19 protein-coding genes are annotated in these 20,360 nt (G+C 56.9%); 13 read left to right on the top strand and 6 right to left on the bottom strand.

From position 1 onward, the window contains the following. Nucleotides 1-15 precede the first annotated feature (15 nt). Entirely contained in the window at nt 16-897 is an 882-nt protein-coding gene (locus ACMGGM_RS12020) for a LysR family transcriptional regulator (RefSeq protein WP_014885574.1), read from the bottom strand. Between the two features lie 99 nt (nt 898-996). Between ACMGGM_RS12020 and ACMGGM_RS12015 the strand changes: the two genes are divergently transcribed. The 8 genes from ACMGGM_RS12015 to arnF all read left to right on the top strand — a co-directional run bounded on the left by ACMGGM_RS12015 (nt 997) and on the right by arnF (nt 9,217). After that, complete coding sequence (locus tag ACMGGM_RS12015) at nt 997-1,503, top strand: phenolic acid decarboxylase (protein WP_014885573.1); 507 nt, start codon at nt 997-999, stop codon at nt 1,501-1,503. 323 nt (nt 1,504-1,826) lie between these two features. Continuing rightward, nucleotides 1,827-2,966, top strand: coding sequence for a UDP-4-amino-4-deoxy-L-arabinose aminotransferase (gene arnB, locus ACMGGM_RS12010; RefSeq protein WP_023331508.1), 1,140 nt, complete (start codon nt 1,827-1,829; stop codon nt 2,964-2,966). Between the two features lies 1 nt (nt 2,967). After that, nucleotides 2,968-3,951: an undecaprenyl-phosphate 4-deoxy-4-formamido-L-arabinose transferase gene (gene arnC / locus ACMGGM_RS12005; RefSeq protein WP_045135446.1), complete on the top strand. Its 984-nt coding sequence runs from the start codon at nt 2,968-2,970 to the stop codon at nt 3,949-3,951. Further along, nucleotides 3,948-5,930: a bifunctional UDP-4-amino-4-deoxy-L-arabinose formyltransferase/UDP-glucuronic acid oxidase ArnA gene (gene arnA / locus ACMGGM_RS12000; RefSeq protein ID WP_014885570.1), complete on the top strand. Its 1,983-nt coding sequence runs from the start codon at nt 3,948-3,950 to the stop codon at nt 5,928-5,930. The genes arnC and arnA overlap by 4 nt, the downstream gene beginning before the upstream one ends. Continuing rightward, a complete protein-coding gene (arnD, locus tag ACMGGM_RS11995) occupies nt 5,927-6,829 on the top strand; it encodes a 4-deoxy-4-formamido-L-arabinose-phosphoundecaprenol deformylase (RefSeq protein ID WP_047343556.1) in 903 nt (300 codons plus the stop codon). Before arnA ends, arnD begins: the two co-directional genes overlap by 4 nt. Continuing rightward, on the top strand, nt 6,826-8,481 hold the full coding sequence (gene arnT / locus ACMGGM_RS11990) for a lipid IV(A) 4-amino-4-deoxy-L-arabinosyltransferase (protein ID WP_047343555.1): 1,656 nt from the start codon (nt 6,826-6,828) through the stop codon (nt 8,479-8,481). The genes arnD and arnT overlap by 4 nt, the downstream gene beginning before the upstream one ends. Beyond that, on the top strand, nt 8,481-8,816 hold the full coding sequence (gene arnE / locus ACMGGM_RS11985; protein WP_014885567.1) for a 4-amino-4-deoxy-L-arabinose-phosphoundecaprenol flippase subunit ArnE: 336 nt from the start codon (nt 8,481-8,483) through the stop codon (nt 8,814-8,816). Before arnT ends, arnE begins: the two co-directional genes overlap by 1 nt. Next, nucleotides 8,813-9,217 (top strand): 4-amino-4-deoxy-L-arabinose-phosphoundecaprenol flippase subunit ArnF, encoded by a 405-nt coding sequence (gene arnF, locus ACMGGM_RS11980; RefSeq protein ID WP_047343554.1) that lies wholly within the window; start codon nt 8,813-8,815, stop codon nt 9,215-9,217. Before arnE ends, arnF begins: the two co-directional genes overlap by 4 nt. On the opposite strand, the gene acpT is transcribed toward arnF, so the two are convergent. Beyond that, nucleotides 9,174-9,770, bottom strand: coding sequence for a 4'-phosphopantetheinyl transferase AcpT (acpT, locus tag ACMGGM_RS11975; protein ID WP_047343553.1), 597 nt, complete (start codon nt 9,768-9,770; stop codon nt 9,174-9,176). The two genes, arnF and acpT, sit on opposite strands and share 44 nt — an antisense overlap. 100 nt (nt 9,771-9,870) lie before the next feature. Then, nucleotides 9,871-10,920 (bottom strand): AI-2E family transporter, encoded by a 1,050-nt coding sequence (locus tag ACMGGM_RS11970; protein WP_414149023.1) that lies wholly within the window; start codon nt 10,918-10,920, stop codon nt 9,871-9,873. 145 nt (nt 10,921-11,065) lie between these two features. Between ACMGGM_RS11970 and ACMGGM_RS11965 the strand changes: the two genes are divergently transcribed. Then, on the top strand, nt 11,066-12,283 hold the full coding sequence (locus tag ACMGGM_RS11965; protein ID WP_414149022.1) for an MFS transporter: 1,218 nt from the start codon (nt 11,066-11,068) through the stop codon (nt 12,281-12,283). Between the two features lie 3 nt (nt 12,284-12,286). Here the strand turns inward: ACMGGM_RS11965 and ACMGGM_RS11960 are convergent, their stop codons facing one another. Both ACMGGM_RS11960 and ACMGGM_RS11955 read right to left on the bottom strand, forming a co-directional pair. Beyond that, the gene (locus tag ACMGGM_RS11960; protein WP_023309515.1) at nt 12,287-12,844 is read right to left on the bottom strand and encodes a DcrB family lipoprotein; all 558 of its coding nucleotides are present in this window, start codon (nt 12,842-12,844) and stop codon (nt 12,287-12,289) included. A 72-nt stretch (nt 12,845-12,916) separates the two neighbouring features. Continuing rightward, entirely contained in the window at nt 12,917-13,582 is a 666-nt protein-coding gene (locus tag ACMGGM_RS11955; RefSeq protein ID WP_014885561.1) for a 7-cyano-7-deazaguanine/7-aminomethyl-7-deazaguanine transporter, read from the bottom strand. 167 nt (nt 13,583-13,749) lie between these two features. Here ACMGGM_RS11955 and tusA point away from each other — a divergent pair, with 167 nt between their 5' ends. Continuing rightward, the gene (tusA, locus tag ACMGGM_RS11950) at nt 13,750-13,992 is read left to right on the top strand and encodes a sulfurtransferase TusA (RefSeq protein WP_014885560.1); all 243 of its coding nucleotides are present in this window, start codon (nt 13,750-13,752) and stop codon (nt 13,990-13,992) included. A gap of 100 nt (nt 13,993-14,092) precedes the next feature. On the opposite strand, the gene yhgN is transcribed toward tusA, so the two are convergent. Continuing rightward, entirely contained in the window at nt 14,093-14,686 is a 594-nt protein-coding gene (gene yhgN, locus ACMGGM_RS11945) for an NAAT family transporter YhgN (protein ID WP_003861574.1), read from the bottom strand. A gap of 177 nt (nt 14,687-14,863) precedes the next feature. Here yhgN and asd point away from each other — a divergent pair, with 177 nt between their 5' ends. From asd to glgX, 3 genes are all read left to right on the top strand, one after another. Beyond that, nucleotides 14,864-15,967, top strand: a complete 1,104-nt coding sequence (gene asd / locus ACMGGM_RS11940; RefSeq protein ID WP_023331502.1) for an aspartate-semialdehyde dehydrogenase — start codon at nt 14,864-14,866, stop codon at nt 15,965-15,967. 230 nt (nt 15,968-16,197) lie between these two features. Further along, nucleotides 16,198-18,384 carry a 1,4-alpha-glucan branching enzyme gene (gene glgB, locus ACMGGM_RS11935; protein ID WP_014885558.1) on the top strand — a complete coding sequence of 729 codons (2,187 nt, stop codon included), beginning with the start codon at nt 16,198-16,200 and terminating at the stop codon, nt 18,382-18,384. Next, nucleotides 18,381-20,354, top strand: coding sequence for a glycogen debranching protein GlgX (glgX, locus tag ACMGGM_RS11930; protein WP_014885557.1), 1,974 nt, complete (start codon nt 18,381-18,383; stop codon nt 20,352-20,354). Before glgB ends, glgX begins: the two co-directional genes overlap by 4 nt. Nucleotides 20,355-20,360 lie beyond the last annotated feature (6 nt).

Genomic DNA, 20,360 nt, shown 5'->3' with positions numbered 1-20,360 from the left:
TTTAGCGTTCGGACCTTAAAGCGTAGCAGGTGGTGATGACGGCTCCTGGCTAAAAAGGCGCAGCAGGGTTTCAACCTGCTCATCCAGCGGGGCGAGGGTACGTTTCACGATCAAATGCAGCGGCGTGGCCCGGCGGACACCGTGGTTCAGCGGAAGGATTTTCAGTAAGCCTTGCTCCAGCAGGGGCTGGATGCGTTCCTCTGGCAGCCAGCCGTAGCCGACCTGAGAGACAACCGCCTCTATGGCAGCATCAATGGTGGAGAACGTCCACGACTCGCCGGCAGCCCGCGCGGCGTTCTGGCTATCCGCAATCTGGATAAGCGGCCACGGGCGCAGCATCTCATCATTAAGCGGTGCATCAAGACAAAAGAGCGGATGCTGGTAATGCGCCACGGCGACAAAGTCGATATTCATCAGCCACTCGCCAAGCCCGGTAATGTCCTGGCGGCGGGTCAGGACCATTACGTCCGCTTCGTCGTTTATCGTGTCCGCGCGGCTATTTTCCAGCACCTCGGTAAGGCGCACCTGGGTTTGCGGATACCGTTGCTGGAATTGTCTTAAAATCGCGAACAGCCTGCGGCGGGGAAAAATACTGTCTACGATCAGATCGACTCGGGTGCGCATGCCGCTATGCAGCGTCGCGGCGCGCGTCTCAACATAAGAGAACGCTTTCAGCAGCGGTTTTACCTGATTCAGCAATAATTCTCCTGCGGGCGTGAGGACTGCCCGTCTCCCTTCCACCACCAGCAGCGCAATGCCCAGGCGCTCCTGGAGTAAAGAGAGGTTGTAACTGACGGAAGACTGGCTGCGGTGTGTCTGTTCTGCCGCTTTGGCAAAACTCCCGGCTTCGACCACTTTTTCCAGGAGTGACCACTGTTCAAGAGTTGTTTTATGCATGACATATCTAATTTTTGAATTAATTTGATTCAAACATAGCGTTATTCATTCATTTTTTGAAGGGGTACGATACGTTCATCAAAACAAAGGAGACACATCATGAGCAACTTCGACAAACATGACTTAAGCGGCTTCGTCGGCAAACATCTGGTTTATACCTACGATAACGGCTGGAACTACGAGATTTACGTCAAAAATGAAAACACCCTCGACTACCGTATTCACAGCGGCCTGGTCGGAAACCGTTGGGTAAAAGATCAGCAGGCGTATATAGTTCGCGTCGGGGAGAGCATCTATAAAATCTCCTGGACAGAGCCAACCGGTACTGACGTGAGCCTGATTGTTAACCTTGGCGACAACCTGTTCCATGGCACCATCTTCTTCCCGCGCTGGGTAATGAACAATCCGGAAAAAACCGTCTGTTTCCAGAACGATCATATTCCGCTGATGAATAGCTATCGCGATGCCGGTCCGGCATATCCCACAGAAGTGATTGATGAATTCGCGACAATCACCTTTGTGCGCGACTGTGGTCCAAATGATGACAGCGTGATTGCCTGTGCGGCCAGCGAGTTACCTGAAAACTTTCCAGAAAACTTAAAATAAGCGCGACAATTAACTAAAAAGAAAAGTTCCCGGCTATTTCATATTATTTTGAAATGGCCGGGATTTTTTTTGTTTGTTGATGTTTAGTTTAAATCATTTCCTGGCAAAACGTTGTGAAGATCACAATAAAAAATATTTAATATTAATTTAACTTGTTGTTTTTAAAGTGTCTGCTAGTAGCTCTATAACGTTATAAACGTTGTCTTAATTTTTCCCTAAGAAATGAAAGCTATTTTGATATGAGTTTATGGTTCGTTGAAATAAACGGACCGGCATTTGGTTAATATCAAAAACGTGCCATTTTTATTGCAAGGAAATTAATAATGAGTGATTTTCTGCCCTTTTCGCGACCCTCAATGGGTGCCGAAGAAATGGCGGCGGTTCAGGACGTTTTGATGTCGGGCTGGATCACCACGGGGCCTAAAAATCAGGAGCTTGAAGAGGCATTTTGTCATCTGACGGGCAATCAGCATGCGATTGCCGTCTGTTCTGCCACCGCGGGCATGCATGTCACGCTGATGGCGCTGAATATTGGCCCCGGCGATGAAGTGATCACCCCCTCCCAGACCTGGGTTTCCACGCTAAATATGATCGTGTTGCTGGGTGCCACACCGGTGATGATTGATGTGGACAACGACACGTTGATGGTGACGCCTGACGCCGTTGAAGCGGCGATAACCTCGCGTACTAAAGCCATTATCCCCGTCCATTATGCTGGCGCACCGTGTGACATCGACGCGATTCATGCCATTGGCGAACGTCACGGTATTCCCGTTATTGAAGATGCTGCCCATGCCGCCGGAACCTATTACAAGAACCGCCATGTGGGCTGGAAAGGGACGGCGATTTTTTCCTTCCACGCCATTAAAAATATGACCTGTGCAGAAGGCGGTTTAGTTGTCACGGATAACGCTCAGCTTGCTGCGCGGATCCGCAGTCTGAAATTCCACGGCCTGGGGGTGGATGCCTATGACCGCCAGACGCACGGTCGTGCACCGCAGGCTGAAGTGATCTCGCCGGGCTATAAATACAACCTGGCGGATATTAACGCCGCGCTGGCGCTGGTGCAGTTGGGCAAATTAAAAGAGGCCAACAAACGCCGTGAGGAAATCGCGCAACGCTACCTGCGGGAGCTGGCCGATACGCCGTTCCAGCCGCTGACCATCCCGGCATGGCCGCACGTTCACGCCTGGCACCTGTTTATTATTCGCGTTGATGAAGCCCGCTGCGGTATTTCACGCGACAACCTGATGGCGGCGCTGAAGGAGAAGGGCATCGGTACCGGCCTGCACTTCCGTGCGGCGCACACTCAAAAATACTACCGCGAGCGTTTTCCTGATGTATCGCTCCCGAATTCGGAATGGAATAGCGCGCGTATTTGTTCTCTCCCTCTTTTCCCGGACATGACTCATGACGACACAACCCGCGTCATTACCGCGCTCCATCAGCTTGCAGGACATTGATATGTTCAGTGCACCACCCGTACAAAAAGTTTCCGTCGTCATTCCTGTTTATAACGAACAGGAGAGCCTGCCTGAACTGATTCGCCGCACGACGGCCGCCTGCGAGACGCTGGGCAAAGCGTATGAAATTTTGCTGGTGGACGATGGCAGTAGCGATGACTCCGCAATGATGCTGACCGATGCTGCCCAGGCTGAAGGCAGCCATATTGTTGCCGTGCTGCTGAACCGTAACTACGGCCAGCACTCGGCGATCATGGCCGGATTTAGCCACGTTACGGGCGATCTGATCATCACCCTGGACGCGGATCTGCAAAACCCGCCGGAGGAGATCCCACGCCTGGTGGCGAAAGCCGATGAAGGCTATGACGTGGTCGGCACGGTGCGTCAGAACCGTCAGGACAGCCTGTTCCGCAAGCTGGCCTCACGCACTATCAACCGTCTTATCCAGCGTACGACCGGTAAAGCGATGGGCGATTACGGCTGCATGCTGCGCGCCTACCGCCGTCATATTGTCGACGCCATGCTGCATTGCCACGAGCGCAGCACGTTTATTCCGATCCTCGCTAACACGTTCGCCCGTAAGGCAACGGAAATCCCGGTCCTGCATGCCGAGCGTGAGCACGGGGAATCGAAGTACAGCTTCATGCGTCTCATCAACCTGATGTACGACCTTATCACCTGCCTGACCACCACGCCGCTGCGTCTGCTGAGCGTTTTCGGCAGCATCATCGCGCTGGCGGGGTTCGCGCTCTCCGTCCTGCTGGTGGTGCTGCGGCTGGTCTTTGGCCCGCAGTGGGCGGCTGAAGGGGTCTTCATGCTTTTTGCCGTGCTGTTTATGTTCATCGGTGCCCAGTTTGTCGGCATGGGCCTGCTCGGTGAATACATTGGCCGAATTTATAACGATGTCCGCGCACGTCCGCGCTACTTTATTCAACGTGTTGTCCGTCAGGAACACAAAGCATCTCAAGAGGAAATCCACCCATGAAAGCTGTTGTATTTGCCTATCACGATATGGGGTGCACGGGCACGCTGGCCCTGCTGGAAGCGGGCTATGACATTGCGGCAATCTTTACCCATCCGGACACGGCGGGCGAAAATCACTTTTTCAGCTCAGTGGCGCGCATCGCCGCCGAGCGGGGGATTCCGGTTTATGCCCCGGACGACGTGAACCATCCGCTGTGGGTGGAGCGCATCCGCGCGCTTGCCCCTGATGTCATCTTCTCGTTTTACTATCGCAACCTGATCTGCGACGAGATCCTCGGCCTGGCAGCAAAAGGAGCATTTAACCTTCACGGCTCACTGCTGCCAGCCTACCGTGGGCGCGCGCCGCTGAACTGGGTGCTGGTGAACGGCGAAACGGAAACGGGCGTGACCCTGCACCGGATGGTCCACCGTGCGGATGCGGGGGCCATCATTGCCCAGCACCGCGTGGCAATCGATGCGGATGAAACGGCGCTGCAGCTGCACCAGAAACTTTGCACCGTGGCACAAAGCCTGCTGCGCGACGCGCTGCCAGCTATCCTGAACGGCACCTTCAGCGAGACCGCGCAGGATGAGAGCAAAGCAAGTACCTTCGGTCGCCGCACGCCAGAGGATGGTCGTCTGGACTGGAACCAACCTGCTCGCCAGCTTCACAACCTGGTGCGCGCCGTGACCGACCCATGGCCGGGGGCATACAGCTTTGCGGGCGTGAGCAAGTTTATCGTCTGGAAATCCCGCGTGCGCGACGACATCCCGGCGGCAAAACCGGGCACCGTTGTTTCCGTCTCCCCGCTGATTGTGAGCTGCGGCGAGCAGGCGCTGGAGATTATTACCGGGCAAACCGACAGCGGTCTTTACGTGCAGGGCACGCAGCTGGCCCAGTCTCTGGGGCTGGTCGCCGGGGCGCTGATCACAAGCGCCCCGGTGGTTGCCGTTAAACGCCGCACCCGCGTGCTGATCCTCGGCGTAAACGGCTTTATCGGTAACCATCTGACTGAACGCCTGCTCAAAGACGATAACTACGAAATCTATGGCCTGGATATTGGCGCGGATGCGATCAGTCGTTTCCTCGACAACCCACGCTTCCACTTCGTGGAAGGGGATATCAGCATCCATTCCGAGTGGATTGAATACCACATTAAAAAATGTGACGTGGTACTGCCGCTGGTCGCCATCGCCACGCCTATTGAGTACACCCGTAACCCGCTGCGCGTGTTCGAGCTGGACTTCGAGGAGAACCTGAAGATCATTCGCGACTGCGTGAAATACGACAAGCGCATCATCTTCCCGTCCACCTCTGAAGTGTACGGCATGTGTACCGACAAAAACTTCGACGAAGACACCTCTAACCTGGTGGTCGGGCCGATCAACAAACAGCGCTGGATCTACTCTGTCTCCAAACAGCTGCTGGACCGCGTGATTTGGGCCTACGGTGAGAAAGAGGGGCTGCGCTTTACCCTGTTCCGTCCGTTCAACTGGATGGGCCCGCGTCTGGATAACCTGAACGCGGCGCGTATCGGTAGCTCCCGTGCGATCACCCAGCTGATCCTGAACCTGGTGGAAGGCTCACCGATTAAGCTTATTGAAGGCGGCAAACAGAAACGCTGCTTCACGGATATCAGCGACGGTATCGAAGCGCTGTTCCGCATCATCGAAAACAAAGATAACCGCTGCAACGGTCAAATCATCAACATCGGGAACCCTGACAACGAAGCGAGCATTCGCGAACTGGCTGAGATGCTGCTGGCCAGCTTTGAGCGCCATCCGCTGCGCGATAAATTCCCACCGTTTGCCGGTTTCCGCGAAGTGGAAAGCAGCAGCTACTACGGTAAAGGCTACCAGGACGTTGAGCACCGTAAGCCGAGTATTCGCAATGCGAAGCGCTGCCTGAACTGGACACCGACGGTGAAGATGGAGCAAACCATTGACGAGACGCTCGATTTCTTCCTGCGCACCGTGGAGCTGTCGGAACAGGTCTCATGAAAAAAGTCGGTTTACGCATTGATGTCGACACCTTCAGGGGAACGCGTGACGGCGTCCCCAGGCTGCTGGAACTGCTGAGCAAGCACGGTGTGCGTGCCAGCATCTTCTTCAGCGTGGGGCCTGACAACATGGGACGCCATTTATGGCGTCTGATTAAACCGGCATTTCTGTTCAAAATGCTGCGCTCACGCGCAGCATCTCTCTACGGCTGGGATATTCTGCTGGCCGGCACCGCCTGGCCCGGTAGACGCATCGGCGCGGGTAACGAAGCGGTTATCCGTGAGGCGGCGCAGCAGCATGAGGTCGGCCTGCATGCCTGGGATCACCACGCCTGGCAGGCGTGGGCAGGCGTCTGGGATATCCCGCGTCTCTCCCGTGAAGTCGAACGTGGGATGCTGGAGCTGGAGGCCATCACCGGTCAGCCTGTGCGCTGTTCCGCCGTGGCAGGATGGCGTGCGGATCAACGGGTCGTAAAGGCCAAAGAAGCCTTTGCGTTTCGCTACAACAGCGATTGCCGCGGAACCGGGCCGTTTTTGCCGCTGTTAGGCGCAAATCACTACGGTACGGTGCAAATTCCGGTCACGCTTCCCACCTGGGATGAAGTGGTCGGACGCGAGGTGAAGGCGGAAGAATTTAATCGTTATATTCTGGACCGTATGCATCGCGATACGGGGACGCCGGTGTATACCATCCATGCAGAAGTAGAGGGGATTGCGTATCAGCATGATTTCGATGCGTTGCTGACCCTGGCCGCTCAGGAGGGCATTGAATTCTGCCCGTTGAGAGAGCTGCTGCCCGACGACCTCAGCACCCTGCCTGTGGGAAAAATTGTCCGTAATGAACTGGCTGGCCGGGAAGGCTGGCTTGGCCATCAACACACCGTGAGTCCGGTCCCATGAAAACAGCCCGTTATGGCTTAGCGCTTCTCGCACTGTTTATCGTTTACTACCTCATTCCTGTCGATGTCCGCCTGCTGTGGCAGCCTGACGAAACGCGCTATGCGGAAATCAGCCGCGAAATGCTGGCATCGGGTGACTGGATCGTCCCGCATTTTCTGGGGCTGCGTTACTTTGAAAAACCGATTGCTGGCTACTGGATCAACAGTCTCGGGCAGTTGCTGTTCGGGCACACCAACTTTGCCGTACGCGCCGGGGCGATATTCTCCACCGGGTTAACGGCGCTGCTGGTGATCTGGATGGCCTGGCGTCTCTGGCGGGATAAGCGAGTAGCCATTTTCTCCGGCCTTATCTTCCTGACCCTGTTCCTGGTGTACGGTATCGGCACGTATGCGGTGCTGGATCCTATCATCACCCTGTGGCTGGTGGCGGCGATGTGCAGCTTCTGGCTGGCCTCGCAGGCCCAAACCGTGGCCGGAAAAGCGGGTGGCTATGTGCTGCTTGGGCTGGCCTGCGGGATGGGGGTGATGACCAAAGGCTTCCTGGCGCTGGCCGTTCCGGTGATTGGCGTGCTGCCGTGGGTGATCGTCCAGAAGCGCTGGAAAGAGGTGCTGATTTTTGGCTGGCTCGCGATCCTGAGCTGCGTGCTGATTGTCCTGCCGTGGGCGCTGGCGATTGCGCATCGGGAGCCTGATTTCTGGCGTTACTTCTTCTGGGTTGAACATATTCAGCGTTTTGCCCAGAGCGACGCCCAGCATAAAGCCCCGTTCTGGTATTACCTGCCGTTCCTGCTCGCGGGCAGTCTGCCGTGGCTGGCACTGTTGCCGGGCGCGTTTCGTCTCGGCTGGAATGACAGACAAAGCGCGGGGGGAGGATTCTATCTGCTGGGCTGGGTGGTGATGCCGCTGCTGTTCTTCAGCATCGCTAAAGGCAAACTGCCGACCTACATCCTGCCCTGTTTTGCCCCGCTGGCTATCCTGATGGCGCGCTATGCCTGCCTCGCGGCGGAAAAAGGTGCGAGAGCGTTGCGCATTAACGGTGGGATTAACCTGGCGTTTGGGCTGTTCGGCGTGATTGCGGCGCTGGTGGTCTCGCCATGGGGGCTGGCTAAGCATCCGGTCTGGACGCCGGTCGAACTGTACAAAGTTTTCTGTGCAGTGGTGGCGTTCCTCCTCTGGGCCACGGTGGGCTGGTTTACGTTCAAACAGAGTCAGCAGCGGTGGTGGCTGGCAGCCTTGTGTCCTGCAGGCCTGGCATTGCTGATTGGTTTTGCCATTCCTAACCTGGTGGTGGATTCCAAACAGCCGCAGTCGCTGGTCGATACCGTGCGCGAGCCGCTTCAGGAAAGCCGATTTGTGCTGGCCAATAACGTTGGCGTGGCCGCGGGTCTGGCGTGGGAGCTGAAGCGTAATGACATTACGCTGTTTGGTCAGAGCGGCGAACTGCGTTACGGGCTGGATTATCCCGATGTGAAAGATCGTTACGTCGACAAAGATGACTTCGCGCAGTGGCTGGCGACGCATCGTCAGCAGGGGCGTGTGTCGCTGGTGGTTCTGCTGTCAAAGCGTGACGATATCTCACGGGCGAATTTACCGCAGCCGGACAATCTCTATATCCAGGGACGGTTTGCCTTGCTGGAGTATCTGCCGAAGTGATGACCTGGACCTGGCTGGTACTGGCAAGCTTGCTCAGCTGCGCGGGGCAGTTATGCCAGAAACAGGCCACCCGTCCGGCGAAAGCCGGGCGGCGCGGCGCGCACATTATGTTGTGGCTTGGTCTGGCAGGGCTGGCGCTGGGTAGCGGAATGCTGGTCTGGCTGGTGGTGCTGCAACGCCTGCCTGTTGGCGTCGCCTATCCTATGCTGAGCCTCAACTTTGTCTGGGTAACGCTGGCGGCAAAAGTATTCTGGCGCGAACACGTTGCTGCGCACCACTGGCTGGGGGTCGGGTTTATCATCATTGGGATTATCGTGCTGGGAGGAAGCCTGTGAAAGGCGCATTCTGGGTGTTATGCAGCGTGCTGTTAGTCAGCGCCGCACAGCTGTTGCTGCGCGATGCCATGCAGGCACTGCCGCCGGTCAGCGATGTTCTGGCGCTTATCTCCGCGCTGTGGCACTTCTCATCCGGCACGGGTGCGCTGCTGCTGGGGTTGATGGGGTATGTGGCCTCTATGGGCTGCTGGTATCTGGCGCTGCATCGCATGGCGCTCAGCAAAGCATATGCCTTGCTGAGCCTCAGTTATATTCTGGTGTGGGCCGCGGCAATCGTCCTGCCCGGCTGGGGGGAACACTTCTCCTGGCACGGGCTGGTGGGCGTCGGGTTTATTATGCTGGGTGTACTAACGATTTTTAGGCCAGCACGTCGTCAGCAGAATGGATCAGGCCGGCGCTGAGTTCGAAGGGTGTTGCGGTACAGACCGCAAGGCTCAGCGAGTCTATGCGGCAGTGGCTGACTAAATGAAACGCGCTGGCGGTACTGTCAATGCTAACCATTTGCCAGGCGTGACCGCCGCACTGTTTAACGATCGCTTCCTTTCGCGTCCAGATACGCCAGAATGCCGTAAGCTGGCGCTCTGGCGTTTCCTTTTCCAGCTCTTCATGCTCGGCGCCGCTGAAGACGGCATTGGCGAGCGTGCGCCAGTTATCCTGCGGGCGAATACGTTCCAGGGAACAGCCCACGTTACCTTCGTCACTGATAATTAACGCAATCTCATCTCCCGAGTGGCTAAGGCTGAACCACAGCGGATAGTCGCCGGCAAAAAGGGGTTTCCCCTGTTCGTTGTGGATAATCTCCGGGAGTGGCGTCGGCGCCAACAGACGCGAAAGCAACCCGCGTCCAGCGAGCCAGCGCGCGCGATGGGCGCCTTCGGGCGCGTGTCGGGAGAGCGCTTGAGCCCAGCGGTTGGTGCTCAGCGAGGAGATTTTTCCCAGAAAAACCTGGTACATATAACGTCTGGCCTTCAGTCAAACAGAGAGTCGCAAAGTTGCGCGGCGAAACCATTACTATAATCTATTGTCCCCGATAATGGCTAACCCGACCAGCGGCTTAGCCCGGCAACCGGCTTTTGGGTCGTCCCGGCCCCAGCAGGATCGCCAGCTTGCTGCCCCCTTTGGTAGTCTCCATCCAGATTTTACATACGCTGGTCAGCGGAACCGACAGCAGCATCCCAACCGGGCCCAGCAGACATCCCCAAATCAGTAAGGATAAAAATACCACCAGCGTCGACATGCCCAGCCGGTGCCCCATCATGCGCGGCTCTAGAATATTCCCCAGCACCATATGCACAACGAGGAACAGCGCGCCGACCAGCATACATTCATAAAATCCATTAAACAGAAACGCCTGAATCATCGGCGGCACGGCGGAGAGTACGGCGCCAATGTTGGGAACGTAGTTCAGCAGAAATGCCAGCACCCCCCACATCAGGGCGAACTGGACGCCCATCAGCATCAGCCCCAGCCAGACAATGATCCCGGTCCATACGCTCAACAGCGTTTTCAGCGCCAGATATTTGGACACGCCCTTCAGCGCGCGGTGTAAACCGGCAATATGGATTTGCGGGTTATTTAATGCAAAACGCAGCTTGTAGGGCACATGACGGACTTCGAACAGCATGAACACCACCGTCATGACCAGCAGCAAAATGCTGGCCATCGCGCCGGAAAGACCGGTCATCAGCGTGGTGGCGTAGGTCATGACTTTCTCTGAATCCATCCTGCGCAGCATCCGTTCTGGCGAGATATGCAGGTTAAGAAAGGGCATCATCTCCTGCAGGGCGATGATTTTGCGCGTCAGCTCTTTATTGTACTGCGGCAGCATGGTGGAGAATTCGCTCAGCGATGCGGCCAGTACGCCGAAGAGTGCCGTCAGGCCAATCAGCATTACAATCACCACAATAGTGATGGCCACCGGGCGGCTAACGCCCCGGCGTAAAAACCAGGTCACCAGCGGATTAAGAACAATGGCAAAAAAGAGTGCCAGCAGAAGCTGGACGATAATGTCAGCGGCAGCATGAATACCCGCGAGGATAACCACCAGACAGGCGAGTTTTAATAAAATGTGGAGTCCTGCTTTATCGGGCTGGGGGGAGATCATGCGCGTTCCTTAGTAAGATGACGCATTAAGTGTAGTGCCTGGCTTCCGCTTCGTCTGGCACCGATAATCTGAAAGTCGGGGCTGATTTTCTGATGGCGTCGTGGTAATAGTGAAACACTGTTGCAAAAAATTCAGGTCTAACTCCATGCCCGAACCTGCCGCTGAACCGGCGCTGAGCGGATTGCGCCTCAATCTGCGTATTGTTTCCGTCATCATTTTCAACTTTGCCAGTTATCTGACCATTGGTCTGCCGCTGGCGGTCTTGCCGGGCTATGTCCATGACGTAATGGGGTTTAGCGCATTCTGGGCGGGGCTGGTGATTAGCCTGCAGTATTTCGCCACGCTGTTAAGCCGGCCGCATGCCGGGCGCTACGCGGACATGTTCGGACCAAAAAGCATCGTCGTGGTGGGGTTGTGCGGCTGTTTCCTCAGTGGCCTGTGCTACCTGCTGGCGGCCACAACCAGCGCCTGGCCGCTGGTCAGTCTGACGCTCCTCTGCCTGGGCCGCGTCATCCTCGGTATTGGGCAAAGTCTGGCGGGAACCGGCTCCACGCTATGGGGCGTGGGCGTTGTCGGCGCATCACACATTGGCCGGGTGATCTCCTGGAACGGAATTGTTACCTACGGCGCGATGGCGCTCGGTGCACCGCTCGGCGTGGCCTGTTATGCCTTTGGCGGACTCTATGGGCTCGCCATCACCATTATGGTGGTCGCGCTTCTGGCGATTCTGTTTGCCCTGCCGCGCCCGAAAGTAAAGGCCAGCAAGGGCAAGCCACTGCCGTTTCGGGCTGTGCTGGGCCGCGTATGGCCGTACGGTATAGCACTGGCCCTGGCGACGACCGGCTTCGGCGTCATTGCGACCTTCATTACCCTGTTCTATGACGCCAAAGGCTGGGAGGGCGCGGCCTTTGCGTTAACCCTCTTTAGCGTGGCGTTTGTTGGCGCGCGCCTGCTTTTCCCGAACGGCATCAACCGTCTGGGTGGGCTGAATGTGGCGATGATCTGCTTTGCGGTCGAGATAGTCGGGCTGCTGTTGACCGGTATCGCCAGTGCACCCTGGATGGCGAAAATGGGTGTCTTCCTTGCGGGGGCCGGTTTCTCGCTGGTCTTCCCGGCGCTGGGCGTGGTGGCGGTGAAAGCGGTGCCGCAGCAGAACCAGGGCGCGGCGCTGGCGACCTATACGGTATTTATGGATATGTCGTTAGGCATTACCGGGCCGCTGGCGGCGCTGGTGATGGCCTGGGCAGGGGTACCGGTGATTTATCTTGCCGCAGCGGGTCTGGTGATAATTGCCTTGTTACTGACGTGGCGGCTAAAAAAATGGCCCCCGGTGCAAGCACCGGAGGCCACGTCATCATCGTGAAGGTTACTGGATCACGATGGTGTTAATGATGTTTTCAGCCGCCGTCTGCGCTTTCTGCTGATCTTCCGCTGGCAGGGTGATCTGCAGGGTCAGCAGTTTGTTATCCACCTTGCCCAGCACCACAGAAGAGTAAGCGGTCTGGCCTTTGGCAGAGATGATGCTGTCCAGCTGTTGCAGCGTGTGGCCTTTCAGCTCGATGGATTTATTGGTCACCACCTGCAGCTGCGGATCGCGGCCGCGCTGCTGATCTTCCAGACGTTTAGACAGGACGGCCAGGTCTTCGCTGGTATCGTCGCCCACAATCACAATGACCGCTTTCTGACCGGTTGCGTCGGAGTAAACGTGCATGTTGTTCGCCTGGGTACCCAGCTTGCCGCTCTGGTCAGTCATATCGGCTGGCAGAGAGAAACTGAGTTTGCCATCCATCAGATTCACCGGCTGGCCGGTCGCGTTGCTCTCTGCGGATGCGCCCTGAGCAGGCGTTTTCGTGTCGCTGTTATCACAGGCTGCAAGACCCACAACCAGCAGGCCAATCCCGACATATTTAACCAGATTGCGCATTGACTTCTTCCTTTCGATAAACGGCCATAACGGCTCATTCGTCCATCTTATCACAACTGATAAAGCGAACCCTTAACCAGCCTGCAATGCCGTGATTTCAGATTTATCTGCCAGCCTTTTCAGCAGCATATTCAGCAGCACGCCGTACATTGGCAGGAAGAAGACAATGCTGATGAGGACCTTGAAGCAGTAGTCCACCAGCGCAATTTCCATCCAGTGCTCGGCCATAAAGGCATCCGGGCTGCGCCAGAAAGCGATGAAGAAGAAGGCCAGCGTATCGCTCACGTTACCGAATAGCGTGGAGGCGGTAGGCGCCATCCACCAGCGATGGTTCTGGCGCAGACGGTTAAACACGTGCACGTCAAGGATCTGCCCCAGCGCGTAGGCCATAAAGCTTGCCGCGGCGATACGGGCGACAAACAGGTTGAAGTGCGTCAGCGCCTCAACGCCCTGCCAGCTTCCCATATAAAACAGGGACGACACCACGTATGAGATGAACAGCGCCGGAAGCATGACCGCAAAAATAATGCGGCGGGCCAGCGGTGCGCCAAAAATACGCACGGTCAAATCCGTGGCGAGGAAAATAAACGGAAAACTGAACGCGCCCCAGGTGGTATGAAAACCAAAGATGGAGATGGGGAGCTGCACCAGATAGTTACTGGACGTGATCACCAGTAAATGAAAAAGCGAAAGCCAGAACAACGCTTTAACGCGCTGTGATTCAGAGAACTGCGTCATATTGTGACCTTTTTATACGTTGGGGTGAGGGAACCCAATAAAAACCGCAGCATGATACTGCTTTGGCTGGACATTGCAATGGTTGATTTTTGCGCAATCGTTAACCTGGTTTGCATTGTCCGCCACCGGGCGTAAACTACAGCCGTTTTTACCAGACCGAGAAGACCATGACCGACCTGTTTTCCAGCCCAGACCATACCCTTGATGCTCAGGGCCTTCGCTGCCCGGAGCCGGTAATGATGGTACGCAAGACCGTGCGTAACATGCAGCCCGGTGAAACGCTGCTGATTATTGCAGACGACCCGGCCACGACCCGCGATATTCCCGGGTTTTGTACCTTTATGGAGCATGAGCTTGTGGCGCAGCAGACAGAAGCGCTGCCGTACCGGTATTTGATTCGTAAGGGGTAGGTGGTCCGCCGCTGCGGTCTGATGCCCTCACCCCGGCCTCTCCCACGGGGAGAGGGGGCAAACACTAAAAATGGCCACTGCGTGGCCATTTTGCTTTTACCTAGCCTTTCATCCACGCGCGGATCCCGTCCAGGAACATCTGCGTCGCCATCATCACCAGAATCAGCCCCATCAGGCGCTCCAGCGCGTTAACCCCTTTCTCCCCCAGCAGGCGCAAGAACAGCGACGATTGCAGCAGGATGATAAATGTCCCGCCCCAGGCGATAAGCAGGGCAATCACCAGGTGGCTCATTTGATTCGGATACTGATGTGACAGCAGCATCAGGGTGGCCAGAATGGTCGGCCCGGCGACGAGGGGAATCGCCAGCGGTACGATAAACGGCTCTTCGCCCGCGGGCAGGCCGCTGCTGCTCCCTTCGGCGCTCGGGAAAATCATCTTAATGGCAATCAGGAACAGAATAATCCCGCCGGAAATGGAGACCGTTTCTGCGCGCAGGTTCAGGAAGGCGAGGATCTTTTCTCCCGCAAACAGGAAGATAAACATCACCAGCAGGGCGATGAGCAACTCGCGGATCATGATCGCCCGGCGGCGCTTCGGCTCAGTGTGCTTCAGCACCGACATGAAGATAGGCAGGTTGCCCAGTGGATCCATTATCAGGATCAATAAAACCGCTGCGGAAATGATTTCACTCATGTAAATTATCCCTGAACATCTCTATGGTTATTATGATAATTAGCTGTATTTCTGATTGCCGGGCAATCATCGATTAATTTCGCTTGCGACTTTGGCAGCATTTTGTAATGTGAAGCATATCCCAGTTCAATACTGGCTTGCACAATCAGCACACACCCTCAGCAGGAAAAAAATGCTATGAAAAACGTTGGTTTCATCGGCTGGCGCGGTATGGTCGGCTCTGTACTCATGCAACGCATGGTTGAAGAGCGCGATTTCGACGCTATCCGCCCGGTCTTCTTCTCCACTTCCCAGCTCGGCCAGGCTGCACCGTCCTTTGGTGGTACCACAGGCACGTTGCAGGATGCTTACGATCTGGAAGCGTTGAAGGCACTTGATATTATTGTGACCTGCCAGGGCGGCGATTATACCAACGAAATCTATCCAAAGCTGCGTGAAAGCGGCTGGCAGGGCTACTGGATTGACGCGGCCTCTTCGCTGCGCATGAAAGACGATGCCATCATTATTCTCGACCCGGTTAACCAGGGCGTGATCACCGATGGCCTGAACAACGGTGTGAAAACCTTTGTCGGTGGTAACTGCACCGTCAGCCTGATGCTGATGTCCCTTGGCGGCCTGTTTGCGCAGGATCTGGTTGAATGGGTTTCCGTGGCGACCTACCAGGCCGCGTCCGGCGGCGGCGCGCGTCATATGCGCGAGCTGCTGACCCAGATGGGCCAGCTGCACCACAGCGTCGCAACCGAGCTGGCAAACCCGGCATCCGCGATCCTCGATATCGAGCGTAAAGTCACCGATCTGACCCGCAGCGGCGCGCTGCCGGTGGATAACTTTGGCGTACCGCTGGCCGGTGGCCTGATCCCGTGGATCGACAAACAGCTGGATAACGGCCAGACTCGCGAAGAGTGGAAAGGTCAGGCTGAGACCAACAAAATCCTCAATACCGCGAACACCATTCCGGTTGACGGTCTGTGCGTGCGTATCGGCGCACTGCGCTGCCACAGCCAGGCCTTCACCATTAAACTGAAAAAAGATGTGTCTATTCCGACCGTGGAAGAGCTGCTGGCCGCGCACAACCCGTGGGCGAAAGTGGTACCAAACGATCGCGATATCACCATGCGTGAGCTGACCCCGGCTGCCGTCACCGGCACGCTGACCACGCCGGTTGGCCGTCTGCGTAAGCTGAACATGGGGCCGGAGTACCTCTCCGCGTTCACCGTCGGTGACCAGCTCCTGTGGGGCGCCGCCGAACCGCTGCGCCGCATGCTACGCCAGCTGGCGTAATAATTTGTTAATGACCGGGGGTGATTTTCACCCCCTTTTTTTGCGTACTACATGGAGTAACACGCGTATGTCTTATTTTTTATCAGGAGTCATGTAGAGCGTTGGCTATGCTTTAAGGAAGAGTCATTTCTTACCTGAGGTTAGGACGGGACTGAGTGGATGCCCGTCAGGTCACATTAAAGTCGTCCCAGGCGCTAAAAAAGGACGACATAAAAAACAGGATGAATACCATGTCCGATCGTGTGGATAGAGACGTGATTAATGCGCTTATTGCGGGTCATTTTGCAGACCCCTTTTCCGTGCTGGGGATGCACCGTACAGAGGCCGGGCTGGAAGTTCGGGCGTTGTTACCGGATGCGACCGAAGTGTGGGTCATCGAGCCCAAAACCGGCCGCAAGGTGGCCAATCTTGAATGCCTCGACTCGCGTGGCTTCTTCTCGGGCATCATGCCCCGTCGTAAAAACCCCTTTCGTTATCAACTCGCCGTTATCTGGCACGGCCAGCAAAACCTGATTGATGATCCTTACAGCTTCGGTCCGCTCTTAAAAGAGATGGACGCCTGGCTGCTGTCTGAAGGTACGCATCTGCGCCCTTATGAAACGCTGGGTGCTCATGCGGATACCATGGACGGCATCACCGGCACGCGTTTTGCGGTGTGGGCGCCTAACGCCCAGCGCGTCTCCGTTGTCGGGCAGTTCAACTACTGGGACGGTCGTCGCCATCCGATGCGTCTGCGCCGGGAAACGGGCATCTGGGAGCTGTTTATCCCGGGGGCGCATAACGGCCAGCTCTACAAATTCGAAATGATCGATGCTCACGGCAAGCTGCGCATTAAAGCCGACCCGTATGCCTTCGAGGCGCAGATGCGTCCGGACACGGCGTCGCTGATTTGCGGCCTGCCGGAGAAGGTGGTCCAGACGGAAGAGCGTAAACAGGCCAACCGCTTTGATGCGCCGATCTCCGTCTATGAAGTGCATCTCGGCTCCTGGCGCCGCCACACCGATAACAACTTCTGGCTGAGCTACCGGGAACTCGCCGACCAGCTGGTGCCGTACGCTAAATGGATGGGCTTTACCCACCTCGAACTGCTGCCGGTTAACGAGCATCCGTTCGACGGCAGCTGGGGCTACCAGCCAACCGGGCTGTATGCCCCAACACGCCGCTTCGGCACGCGCGATGACTTCCGCTATTTCATTAATGCCGCGCACGCCGCCGGGCTGAACGTGATCCTCGACTGGGTGCCTGGTCATTTCCCTTCTGATGACTTTGCGCTGGCAGAGTTTGACGGCACAAAGCTGTACGAGCACAGCGACCCGCGCGAAGGCTATCACCAGGACTGGAACACGCTGATCTACAACTATGGTCGTCGTGAAGTCGCGAACTATCTGGTCGGTAATGCCCTGTACTGGATTGAGCGCTTCGGCATTGATGCCCTGCGCGTGGATGCGGTGGCGTCAATGATCTACCGCGACTACAGCCGCAAAGAGGGCGAGTGGATCCCGAACGAGTATGGCGGCCGCGAAAACCTGGAAGCGATTGAATTCCTGCGCAGCACTAACCGTATTATCGGTGAGCAGGTCGAGGGTGCGGTTACCATGGCGGAGGAGTCGACGGACTTTGCAGGCGTCTCCCGACCGCCGTCATCAGGCGGTCTGGGGTTCTGGTATAAGTGGAACCTGGGGTGGATGCACGACACGCTCGACTACATGAAGCTCGACCCGGTGTACCGTCAGTACCATCACGACAAGCTCACCTTCGGCCTACTCTACAACTACACCGAAAACTTCATGCTGCCGCTGTCGCACGATGAAGTGGTGCACGGCAAAAAATCCATTCTCGACCGTATGCCGGGCGATGCGTGGCAGAAGTTTGCCAACCTGCGCGCCTACTACGGCTGGATGTTTGCCTTCCCGGGTAAAAAACTGCTGTTTATGGGCAATGAATTTGCCCAGGGGCGCGAGTGGAACCACGACTCCAGTCTCGACTGGCATTTGCTGGAAGGCGGCGACAACTGGCACCACGGCGTGCAGCGTCTGGTGCGTGACCTGAACCTGACCTATCGCCATCACAAAGCCCTCCACGAGCTGGATTTCGACCCCTACGGCTTCGAGTGGCTGGTAGTGGACGACCATGAGCGTTCGGTATTTGTCTTTGTGCGTCGTGATAAAGCCGGCAACGAAATCATCGTCGCCAGTAACTTCACGCCGGTACCGCGCGAACACTACCGCTTTGGCATTAACCAGCCGGGGAAATGGCGCGAAATTCTGAATACCGATTCCATGCACTACCACGGCAGCAACGCCGGTAACGGCGGGCTGGTGCAGAGCGACGCCATCGAAAGCCACGGGCGGCCAAACTCCCTGAGCCTGACGCTGCCGCCGCTTGGCACTATCTGGCTGATGCGGGAGGGTGAATGACGCAGCTTACGGCAGGTCATCCCGAACCGCTCGGCGCGCGTTTTGACGGTAAGGGCGTGAACTTCACGCTCTTTTCCGCTCACGCGGAGCGGGTGGAACTTTGTGTGTTTGACGGGGAAGGTAACGAGCACCGTTACGATTTACCGTCTCGCACAGGGGATATCTGGCACGGGTACCTGTCCGGCGGGCGTCCGGGGATGCATTACGGTTTTCGCGTACACGGTCCGTGGCAACCGGCTCAGGGGCACTGGTTTAACCCGGCGAAGCTGTTGATTGACCCGTGCGCGCACCGCGTCGATGGCGAGTTTAAAGACGACCCGCTGTTTCACGTCGGCTACGGTGAGCCCGACCACCGCGACAGCGCGCCGGTCGTGCCCAAAAGCGTGGTGGTGAACGACCTCTACGACTGGGAAGACGATGCTCCGCCGCGCACGCCGTGGGGCAACACCGTGATTTATGAAGCGCATGTCAAAGGGCTGACCTGGCTGCACCCGTCGATCCCCAACGCGATGCGCGGCACCTATCAGGCACTCGGCCATCCGACGATGATTGCCTATCTGAAACACCTCGGTATCACCGCGCTGGAACTGCTCCCCGTCGCCCATTTCGCCAATGAACCCCGCCTGCAGCGGCTGGGGCTGAGCAACTACTGGGGCTACAACCCTCTGGCGATGTTTGCCCTTGAACCCCGCTACGCCGCCCATCCGGAGACGGCGCGGGACGAGTTTCGTGATGCGGTGAAGGCGCTGCACGCGGCGGGCATTGAGGTCATTCTGGACGTGGTGCTGAACCATAGCGCTGAAAGCGATCTCGACGGCCCGACGCTCTCCATGCGCGGAATTGATAACCGTAGCTATTATTGGATCAGAGAGGATGGCGATTACGAGAACTGGACCGGCTGCGGTAACACCCTCAACCTCAGCCATCCGGCGGTCACGCATTTTGCTTATGAATGCCTGAAATACTGGGTTGAGACGTTCCACGTCGACGGTTTTCGTTTCGACCTGGCGCCCGTCATGGGACGCACGCCGGCATTCAGCCAGCAGGCTCCTCTGTTTGAGGCCATCAAAAATTGCCCGGTGCTCTCGCAGGTGAAACTGATCGCCGAGCCATGGGACATCGGTGAGGGCGGCTATCAGGTGGGGAATTTCCCGCCGCTGTTTGCCGAGTGGAACGACCATTATCGCGATGCCATGCGCCGCTTCTGGCTGGCGCGCGATCTGTCACTGGGGGAGTTCGCCGGGCGCTTTGCCGCCTCCAGCGATCTCTTCAGGCGCGACGGCAAACGGCCGTCGGCCACCATTAATCTGGTGACGGCGCACGACGGTTTTACGCTGCGCGACTGCGTTTGTTTCAATCAGAAACACAATGAAGCGAACGGCGAAGAGAATCGCGATGGCACTAACAATAACCATAGCTTTAATCATGGTATAGAAGGATTAGGCGGGAGCTTGGACGTGATTGAGCGGCGTCGCGCCAGCGTTCATGCGCTGCTGACGACGCTTTTGTTATCGCAGGGCACGCCGATGCTGCTGGCGGGCGATGAGCACGGCCACAGTCAGCACGGCAACAATAACGCCTATTGCCAGGACAATACCCTGACCTGGCTCGACTGGGGTGAGGCGAACAGTGGACTGACCCATTTCACCGCAGCGCTGATCCACCTTCGCCAGCAGATCCCCGCGCTCACCGCCGATCGCTGGTGGGAAGAGGGCGACGGCAACGTTCGCTGGCTGAATAAAGACGCGCAACCGTTGAGTGCGCAAGAGTGGCAACACGGCATCACCTGTCTGCAAATCCTGCTGTCGGATAAGTGGCTGGTGACGCTGAACGCGACGGATGACGTCGCAGAGATTGTTTTACCTGACGGGGAATGGCGCGCTGTTCCCCCCTTTGCCGGAGCGGATAATCCGGTAGTAATGGCTGTCTGGCACGGGCCTGCGCACGGAGTGTGCGTATTCCAAAGATGATAAAAA

Origin of the sequence: Enterobacter sp. BNK-14 (assembly GCF_047456095.1) — a bacterium.
Taxonomy (GTDB): domain Bacteria; phylum Pseudomonadota; class Gammaproteobacteria; order Enterobacterales; family Enterobacteriaceae; genus Enterobacter; species Enterobacter kobei.
This window is presented reverse-complemented; position numbering and strand designations above follow the sequence as displayed.

Coding starts and splice junctions, on each gene's coding strand:
- ACMGGM_RS12020 (WP_014885574.1), bottom strand. CDS start 897: ATGCATAAAACAACTCTTGAACAGTGGTCACTCCTGGAAAAAGTGGTC.
- ACMGGM_RS12015 (WP_014885573.1), top strand. CDS start 997: ATGAGCAACTTCGACAAACATGACTTAAGCGGCTTCGTCGGCAAACAT.
- arnB (WP_023331508.1), top strand. CDS start 1,827: ATGAGTGATTTTCTGCCCTTTTCGCGACCCTCAATGGGTGCCGAAGAA.
- arnC (WP_045135446.1), top strand. CDS start 2,968: ATGTTCAGTGCACCACCCGTACAAAAAGTTTCCGTCGTCATTCCTGTT.
- arnA (WP_014885570.1), top strand. CDS start 3,948: ATGAAAGCTGTTGTATTTGCCTATCACGATATGGGGTGCACGGGCACG.
- arnD (WP_047343556.1), top strand. CDS start 5,927: ATGAAAAAAGTCGGTTTACGCATTGATGTCGACACCTTCAGGGGAACG.
- arnT (WP_047343555.1), top strand. CDS start 6,826: ATGAAAACAGCCCGTTATGGCTTAGCGCTTCTCGCACTGTTTATCGTT.
- arnE (WP_014885567.1), top strand. CDS start 8,481: ATGACCTGGACCTGGCTGGTACTGGCAAGCTTGCTCAGCTGCGCGGGG.
- acpT (WP_047343553.1), bottom strand. CDS start 9,770: ATGTACCAGGTTTTTCTGGGAAAAATCTCCTCGCTGAGCACCAACCGC.
- ACMGGM_RS11970 (WP_414149023.1), bottom strand. CDS start 10,920: ATGATCTCCCCCCAGCCCGATAAAGCAGGACTCCACATTTTATTAAAA.
- ACMGGM_RS11965 (WP_414149022.1), top strand. CDS start 11,066: ATGCCCGAACCTGCCGCTGAACCGGCGCTGAGCGGATTGCGCCTCAAT.
- ACMGGM_RS11960 (WP_023309515.1), bottom strand. CDS start 12,844: ATGCGCAATCTGGTTAAATATGTCGGGATTGGCCTGCTGGTTGTGGGT.
- ACMGGM_RS11955 (WP_014885561.1), bottom strand. CDS start 13,582: ATGACGCAGTTCTCTGAATCACAGCGCGTTAAAGCGTTGTTCTGGCTT.
- tusA (WP_014885560.1), top strand. CDS start 13,750: ATGACCGACCTGTTTTCCAGCCCAGACCATACCCTTGATGCTCAGGGC.
- yhgN (WP_003861574.1), bottom strand. CDS start 14,686: ATGAGTGAAATCATTTCCGCAGCGGTTTTATTGATCCTGATAATGGAT.
- asd (WP_023331502.1), top strand. CDS start 14,864: ATGAAAAACGTTGGTTTCATCGGCTGGCGCGGTATGGTCGGCTCTGTA.
- glgB (WP_014885558.1), top strand. CDS start 16,198: ATGTCCGATCGTGTGGATAGAGACGTGATTAATGCGCTTATTGCGGGT.
- glgX (WP_014885557.1), top strand. CDS start 18,381: ATGACGCAGCTTACGGCAGGTCATCCCGAACCGCTCGGCGCGCGTTTT.